The sequence below is a fragment of the Phenylobacterium sp. genome, assembly GCF_044371015.1.
GTDB lineage: Bacteria > Pseudomonadota > Alphaproteobacteria > Caulobacterales > Caulobacteraceae > Phenylobacterium.
This window is the reverse complement of the sequence record NZ_JBILUK010000303.1, coordinates 1-3,196: the sequence shown is the minus strand read 5'-3', so window position 1 is coordinate 3,196 and position 3,196 is coordinate 1. Positions and strand designations below refer to the sequence as shown.

Below are 3,196 nucleotides of genomic sequence, written 5' to 3'. Positions count from 1 at the left end.
TCGGCGCGGGCGCCGGAGCCTCCACCTTGGCTGCGGGCGGCTCAGGGGGCCTGGCCGACGGCGGGCGAGCGGGCGCGGCCGTGGCGACTCGAGGCGCTGGCGCGCTGGCCCTGCAGGTGATCGCCCAGGCGTCGTAGACGGGGTGCTCCACGGGGTGCAATCCCGGAGACGCTGCGAACATCCAGCCGCGGAAAGCCTCCTTCGGCGCTGGTGTCGGACGACCAGGCTGGGCGCGCGGCTGCGAGTCGATGGAAAGATGGACGAACGCGTCTTCGCCAGGCTCGTCCGGCGCGGAGCGCTCGCAGGCTTGCACCGTGAAGACCAGGCCCTTCCATCGGACGGGTACGCCGACCTTGGCCTCAAACCGCAAGGTTTCTGCGGTGATCTTGTCCAAGGCCTGGAGGACCGCGATGTCATAGCGCGAGCGGCGCATCGGCTCTGCTGTCCGGGCGGGCTCGGCGACCACAGCCTTGGGCGCCGACGCCGGTGAGACCTCATCCGCAGCGACCGGCGCCGGCGCGGCTGGAGCCGGTGGCGCTACGGTGGCCGGAGGCGCCTCTTCCGCCGCCGGCGCGGCCGGAGCCGTCGTCTCTGGCGAGGAGGGTTGCGCGATCACGGCGCCGGCGACGAGCGCACCCAGGCCCGCGATTCCCGCGACGCGTAAGGCGAGCCGGCGCATGTCTATTCCGGCGTCCAGGCCTCATAGTCGCCGGTCGCCCGGGCGCGTTCACCGCCGCGCGCGATGGCGCCCTGAGGTTTCCAGGCGTGGATTGTGCCTGTCAGGTTGGGCTGGTGGTCCTTCTCCCAGGCCCGGCGCGGCAAAGGATCTGTTGTGGGAGGTTCGTCGAAAGTGAAGCGCAGCCAGCCGTGCCAGTCGGGCGTCACTTTCGAGGCGTCCGCATAGCCCTTGTAGATCACCCAGCGGCGCTTGCGGCCCTTGTCGTAGCTGTCCCTGTCATCGCGGGCCTCATAAGAGCGGTTGCCCAACTCATCCTGACCGACCAGACGCGCACGCCGCGCGACCGTGAAATGGATGCCTGTCGTGGCGCCGTTCCACCAAGTGAAGATCGTCTTCAGGACAGACAAGGACAGATTCCTCGGAACTGGGAGCGCCGGGACTATAGGCGCCGGTCCCCACCTCGTCCAGCATGCCCTCGACCACGATATCTTGGGGATAGCGCCGCCAAGGCCGCAACATCTATTGGCGTGTTTCTAGCCTCCGGCCTAGCCTCCGGTGGAGGGAATCGGATCGAGCATGAGCGACGCGCCCCAAATCCGGCGACTGGAGCGAGGCGGCCGCCTAATCGAGGTGGAGGCGCCGCCACACTTCACGACGACGCGCGCCGAAGCCTGGCTCGACTGGACTGAGGGACGCGCCGATCTTTCCGCCGCGATCCGAGACCACGCCTATGCTTTGGCGGGACAAGCCCAGGCCAAGGGCCTGACCCGCGACCTGAGAAGCCGCACCCGCTTCCGAGACGCCCTTTCCGCCGCGATGTCGGCTGGCGCAATCGCATTGAGCCCAGCGCGCAGCCCCTTGCCGGATCTGGGCGACGATTCCATGGCCCTTGAGGCGTTCGTCGCCCGGCATCGTGGCGCGCGGGCCGCCCAGGCGGCGGCGCACCGACTGACGGATCGCCTCCAGGGAGTAATGGATGCGATCCGGCGTTGCGAGGGCGATGAAACGGCCTGCGCCGATCCAAGGCGCAACGCCAGCCTGGCCCGCGCCGCCGAAGCAGCGCGCGCGGCAGGCGCCAGCGACGCCATGATCCTCGACGCCATCGCAATGACCCGCGCCGGAGAGGCGTTATGGGTCGCGGAGACGACACTGACTGACGAGCGCCGGGTCACCACTGGCGCGCCGGCGGCGGGCGCGGCCTGGGCCACCGGCCAGGTGATCTGCGCCAAGGATGCAGAAGCGTCGCAGGCGATCGCCGCCGCTGAAGGCTGGCCCGCCGCCGCGATCGAGTTGATGGCCTTCTTCCATCACGGCGCGTTCGATGAGGGCGGATTCCTCGGCGCCGTGGAAACCGCGGCGCTCGCCCTCAGCGCGGCGCATGATGGCCCAACCCGCCTCGCGCTCGCCGGACTGGGCGACTGGCTGGCGGCCCAAGGCTTCGACTACGCGAGCGATGAGGCCCGCCGGGCTGCGGTCAATCTGTTCGGTCTGGCGAAGGCCGCGCTTGACGGAGCCGTCGGTGAGGTCCGGCTCGCAGTGCTCGATGATCCAGACCTGGCGTTGCGGGCGGCCGGACGGCTCGATGGCGGGCCGTGGTCCGGTCCGGTCACCTACGCCGAGACGGCCGACGGCGAGGCGGTGCGCGTCCTTTCCGAAGCGGCACTTCTTGGTCTCCCCGCGCTGGGTGCTGACGCGGACGCCGTGCGTCTTCGCCTGCTGGGCCGCCGAACCTTCGATCAGGCGCCTGGCGTGTCACGGGATGCGCTGGAGGCGCGCGGCTTCACGGCCTTAGAGATTGTCGCCGCCGAACTTGAGCTGCCTTTTGTCGAGCGTCTTTCCCAGGCGTTCCGGCCGGCCGTGCTTGGCGAAGGCTTCGTGAGGGACGTCCTGGGGGCCGGGCCTGAGGCCCTGGCCGACCCTGGGCTGGATGTCCTCGCGTTGGCGGGCTTCTCACCTGATGAAGTGTCTGCGGCAGAATCGTGGGTCTTGGGGTCCGCTCGACTTGAGGAAGCTGGCGACATTCCCGAGAGCCTCGAACGGACCTTTCGGCCTTCGAGCGACATTCCCATCGAAGCGCACGCAGCAATGCTCGCCGCCCTCGCCGGGATGCTTGATGTCCCGCCGATCCTCCACGCCGCCCTGCCCTGGGACTCGACCGTGGCCGATGTCGCGCGGATTCAGGAGCTTGGCGTCGCGGCCTGGGTCCATCGCGACACGGATCCTCCCGCCGGATTCGTCCTGGAATTCCCAGCAGTTGCGGATCTTGCGCCTCGCCCGGCGCCGGTGGTCGAGGAGCGCGTCGTCGAACGGGTCGTCGAGCGAGACCGCACCCGCCGCAAGCTTCCGGATCGCCGCAAGGGATACATCCAGAAAGCCAGCGTCGGCGGCCACAAGGTCTATCTGCACACCGGCGAGTACGATGATGGCGAACTCGGCGAGATCTTCATCGACATGCACAAGGAAGGCGCGGCCTTCCGATCGCTGATGAACAACTTCGCGATCTCAGTGTCGCTCGGT

The 3,196-nt window shown here is 69.1% G+C and carries 3 protein-coding genes; 1 reads left to right on the top strand and 2 read right to left on the bottom strand.

Going from position 1 to position 3,196, the window contains the following annotated elements; all coding sequences use genetic code 11:
- Both ACIQ3R_RS16690 and ACIQ3R_RS16685 read right to left on the bottom strand, forming a co-directional pair.
- The coding region (locus ACIQ3R_RS16690; RefSeq protein ID WP_397419980.1) for a DUF2155 domain-containing protein at positions 1-679 on the bottom strand (679 nt) is incomplete at its 3' end.
- A gap of 2 nt (positions 680-681) precedes the next feature.
- Positions 682-1,086 (bottom strand): NADH:ubiquinone oxidoreductase subunit NDUFA12, encoded by a 405-nt coding sequence (locus tag ACIQ3R_RS16685; protein ID WP_397419979.1) that lies wholly within the window; start codon positions 1,084-1,086, stop codon positions 682-684.
- Between the two features lie 169 nt (positions 1,087-1,255).
- Between ACIQ3R_RS16685 and ACIQ3R_RS16680 the strand changes: the two genes are divergently transcribed.
- Positions 1,256-3,196, top strand: a 1,941-nt coding sequence (locus tag ACIQ3R_RS16680) for a ribonucleotide reductase (protein WP_397419978.1), incomplete at its 3' end; no start/stop codon positions are given.